The sequence below is a fragment of the Okeania sp. SIO2F4 genome (genome assembly GCF_010672385.1).
In the GTDB taxonomy this organism is placed as follows: Bacteria; Cyanobacteriota; Cyanobacteriia; order Cyanobacteriales; family Microcoleaceae; genus Trichodesmium.
In genome coordinates, this window is record NZ_JAAHGT010000782.1 from 1 (window position 1) to 4,691 (window position 4,691).

At 32.2% G+C, this 4,691-nt stretch carries 2 protein-coding genes and 1 pseudogene; all 3 read left to right on the forward strand.

Annotated elements, in window-relative coordinates; all coding sequences use genetic code 11:
* Nucleotides 1–612: 612 nt before the first annotated feature.
* Nucleotides 613–1,219: pseudogene (locus tag F6K22_RS32615) on the forward strand (IS1 family transposase); the annotation flags it as partial.
* A gap of 423 nt (nt 1,220–1,642) precedes the next feature.
* The gene (locus F6K22_RS32620; protein WP_293107881.1) at nt 1,643–2,422 is read left to right on the forward strand and encodes an HAD-IIB family hydrolase; all 780 of its coding nucleotides are present in this window, start codon (nt 1,643–1,645) and stop codon (nt 2,420–2,422) included.
* A gap of 1,320 nt (nt 2,423–3,742) precedes the next feature.
* Nucleotides 3,743–4,492, forward strand: coding sequence for an RNA methyltransferase (locus tag F6K22_RS32625; protein ID WP_293107884.1), 750 nt, complete (start codon nt 3,743–3,745; stop codon nt 4,490–4,492).
* Nucleotides 4,493–4,691: the final 199 nt, after the last annotated feature.

The window sequence follows — 4,691 nt, forward strand, 5'->3', positions numbered from 1 at the left end:
CTTTTTTAGGGAATAGGGAATAGGGAATAGGGAATAAAAATCAGTATTTAAACTCTACCTTACCATCCTAACAATTGCTGAAATAACTTTTTTAGGGAATAGGGAATAGGGAATAGGGAATAAAAATCAGTATTTAAACTCTACCTTACCATCCTAACAATTGCTGAAATAACTTTTTTAGGGAATAGGGAATAGGGAATAGGGAATAAAAATTAGTATTTAAACTCTACCTTACTATCCTAACAATTGCTGAAATAACTTTCAAACCACTCTAGTTCGGGCATCTTGCCCGCTAATAGTACATGAGTGAGATGAAATTCTCTATATTTTGCTCGTAGTTAGGTAGGGGTAGTCATCGAATTGGTGACCTATAGAATTTTGGTAGTCCTATATATGTAGTGATAAGTTAATATAAATGATTAGTTATTGACATTAATCTTGAAAATATTACGTCTTTCTTGCTTAAAAATTTAAAAATTATTGTCTAGGCGATCGCTGCATATAATCAGCTATAAAATTATCAGGAATTAACTCCTAATAATTCTGGCTAAAAGTATGCTATTATCTGTATTATCTATATTACAGTAATCATAAAAAAATCTTTATCATCAGATGTCAAATCATAAATTAATCTGCCCTCGTTGTGGCAGTAATCATATTGTCAAAAATGGGACTACTCACTTCGGAAAAACAAAAATATCAGTGTCAAAATTGTCAAAGACAATTTGTATAAAATAGCCAAAAAAATTATATTAGTAATGAAGCCAAATAATTAATTGATAAATTTTTATTAGAAAAAATTAGTAAGAAAAGTATAATTCGTGTAACAGGCGTGTCATCAAAATGACTCTATGATTACGTCAATAATAAGTATTTTCTAGTTTCTCGGTCTATTAAATGTACTAAAAAAAAACCTGGTAAACTTACCATTCAATGCGATGAAATGTGGTCATTTATTGGCAATAAAAATAACAAACAATGGCTCTGGTTACCTATTGATATAGAGACTAGAGAAATTGTGTTTTTTTACTTAGGTGAAAGAAGAGAAAAAGGGGCTAACCGATTGTGGAATTCATTACCAGGTGTCTATAGAAAATGTGCAGTTTGTTATACATATTTATGGTTAGCTTACGATCTAGTTTTTCCTGATTTAATACATAAATCAGTGGGAAAAGAAACAGGTTTAACAGCTTATATAGAAAGATTAAATAATACTTTGCCGAATCATTAATAATTAATAATTATTAATTAAAGAATTCAGCTTTATTAGCCTCCCCTTTTAAGGGGAAAGAAAGTACTAGGACATTTCCTTATATTCAATTCCCGTGCGGTTTTAACCTTCTTGTAATTATCAATTATCAATTATCCATTATCCATTAATGAAGTGGCTAGAATTTCTCGGTTGGTTAGAAAAACTTTATCATGCACTAAAAAGCTAAAAAACCATTTAGGAGCTACGCGCGTATTTCATTCATCATTACAATTAAGCAATCGCCTGACCACAATTTTATCACTACATCTACAGGACTACCAGAATTTTAATGGTTTTCAGTTAAAATTAACTAAAATAAATTTTCAAAACCAATTCAGGATTGCTATATAATCTAAAAAGTTCAAAAATTATCATCCACAAATATTCATTATGCCTTTGACTCCTATCTCTGAAGAAGTAGCAAAAACAAGCCTAAAAAATATTCAACTTATAGCTACTGATATGGATGGTACATTAACAAAAAATGGTAAATTTACTACTCATCTTTTTCTTACTTTAGAAAAATTAGCAGCAGCAAAAATTCAGGTATTAGTAATTACAGGTCGTTCTGCTGGTTGGGTGCAAGCTATCAAAAATTATTTGCCTATAGTAGGAGCGATCGCTGAAAATGGCAGTTTATTTTATCCTATTCATAGTGAAGCACCTGAATTTTTAACTTCTATCTCAAATATTGCTCTACACAGACAAAATTTAGCTGAAATTTTCCAATACTTAAAAAGTAAATTTCCGCAAATTGAACCATCTGTTGATAATCAGTTTAGATTAACAGATTGGACTTTTGATATACAGGATTTGAGTTTGTCTGAACTGACAAAAATGGCAGAGATTTGTCAAATAAAAGGTTATGGTTTTACCTATAGCACTGTGCAATGTCATATCAAACCTTTAGAACAAAATAAAGCTACTGGATTATGTCAAGTTTTGTCAAAATATTTTCCCGATCTGACAACAGAAAAAATTATTACAGTTGGTGATAGTCCGAATGATGAAAGTTTATTTGAAGAGAGTAAATTTCCTTTGTCAGTGGGGGTAGCAAATGTTATTGAATATACTAATAAACTAAATCATCAGCCAGTTTATGTTACTAGCAAAAAAGAAGTAGAAGGTTTTTGTGAATTAGCAGAATTACTATTAAGTATTCATAGCTAATAGTTATCATGTTTTGGGAAAACCATACATATCAAATATGATTAAATAAGGTCTTTTGAAAAAGTTGTTACTAATACCAAATTAATATTAAATTGCATAGAATAAAATTTTAATCAGAGTTAACTGTAGATAAAAACAGAAATACTTAATTATTTACTTCTATTGAACACGATAATTTTCTCCTAACTCCTTATTCTGTGCAGCCTCACATAAAATTGGTATAAGGAGAGGCAATAAGCAACAGTGCTTTTGAGGCTGATTATAAAAATTAAACTTGTGTATTAGTTGTGAATGCTTCAGCTCCTAATTTGCAAATAAATAATTTTCCTCAAAACTATATCGGACCTCCCCTAATTGAGCTGGTTTTATTTAAAGTTTCAGAGTTGATTCAAAACCCTAAATATTTACCCTTATACCAAATCTAGTGCATTCTTGCTGCATCCTCTTGAAAGTAGTTCATTAATTGATAATTGATAATGGATAATTGATAATTACAAGAAGGTTAAAACCTTACGGGAATTGAAGATCAGGAAATATTATTTCTTCTCTTGGTAGATTGGAGGCAAGCGTTTGCGCTTCGCAAAGCTTCACTTTACATGTTGCGGAGCAAAACGCGTAGCGTCCCGGAGGGAACGGAAACCTCGCCATCCAAGGACCGCTTTTTTCCCCTATCCAAGGGGAGGCTTTAAACCAAAATTATTTAATTATTAATAATTAATAATTAATAATTCGGTAAAGAAATTGCATGCAACGTCTGTACGAACTAGAGTTCGACCGAATAATACCATTTCTCAAAAACTTCTCTACATTTTCTTAAGTAGGGAAGTAGGGGAGTGAGGGAGAAGTAAACATGAGAATAATTAATACGAAATGCCTAATACTTATCGAAAAAGTTATTCTGTCTGTGTTAACTACTTCATAACTGAAATAGCATCCAACATTAATGCATGGTAATTGGTATAAGTAGTAATCGCCCTATTTGCCTATAATCATTAAAAATATTGCTGAACCGTTATTATTACTTAATAATTGAAGTATTGAGCAAGTATAGTGTTATTTGAGAGAATTACTGTTAAATCTGTGCTGCTTTTCGCCCATAAGAATGAGTCATATTTATTTGCTTCAAAGTCGTATAAAATAGTTCGCAGACTAAACTTAAATTGCCATATAAAACAGACAATTTTGATTATACTAAATCCAGTTTATATAAAGATAATTATTACTTTTACCTCTTTCTTACCTTCAGAATTAACATTACCAAACCGGATTTAGTATTACTATTTAAAACTATAATCTGAAAAATTTAATTTAAAATTAATTATGCTCAAACCAGAATCAACACAAATTAGGATAGTCTTAGTAGAAGCCCAAGGGCCACTAAATGTTGGTTCTGTGGCCAGGATTATGAAAAATATGGGCTTCTACAATTTGGTATTGGTCAACCCCCAATGTGACCCTCATGGAATAGAAGCCCGAAAAATGGCAGTTCATGGGGCAGAAATTTTAGAAAAAGCTACCATAGTCCAAACATTACCAGAAGCTCTAAAAGGATGTCAAAGGGCGATCGCTACTACATCCCTAGACCGTTCATTGTCCACCCACCTAGAAAACCCTAAACATTCCCTACCTTGGCTACTGGGATACTCAGCAGCTTTAATATTTGGTAGAGAAGACCGAGGCTTAACTAATGTAGAATTAAACTACGCCCAAAGATTTGTCCGTATTCAATCAGATGATGCCTATCCCTCTCTAAACCTGGCTCAAGCAGTAGCCATATGCTGTTATGAGCTATATCAGGCACAACTTAATGAAGAAAATAGTCTTCAAACCCCACCAAATCCTCCTGATTTAGAAGTCTCCCTAGATGTTTTAGAAGCATATTATCAGGATCTAGAAACCATGTTATTAAAAATAGGTTATCTTTATCCCCATACAGCATCCAGCAGAATGGAAAAATTCCGTCGTTTATACAATCGTGCCTATCCCTCTACTCAAGAAGTGGCAATGTTACGGGGAATGATTAGACAAATCAATTGGGCACTTTCTAATTACGATCAGCATGATAGTTAATTTTTTGCTCTGGGGTAAATACAGAAAGGGAAAACTTATCTAAAGTTCATCAAAATTACTCATAACTATAGCTATCAAACTATCTAGGGGTAAGTTTGTTCGGTGGTCCATCTATTGAGTCCCTATCAGCTACAATTAAGGTATGAAGCTAGTTGAACGTCATGTAATCACGAAAAACCATCTTTTTTGGTCTGAAATT

What these genes read in the sequence shown, in the direction of transcription:
- F6K22_RS32620 (WP_293107881.1), top strand. Translation starts at nt 1,643, where the DNA reads ATGCCTTTGACTCCTATCTCTGAAGAAGTAGCAAAAACAAGCCTAAAA.
- F6K22_RS32625 (WP_293107884.1), top strand. Translation starts at nt 3,743, where the DNA reads ATGCTCAAACCAGAATCAACACAAATTAGGATAGTCTTAGTAGAAGCC.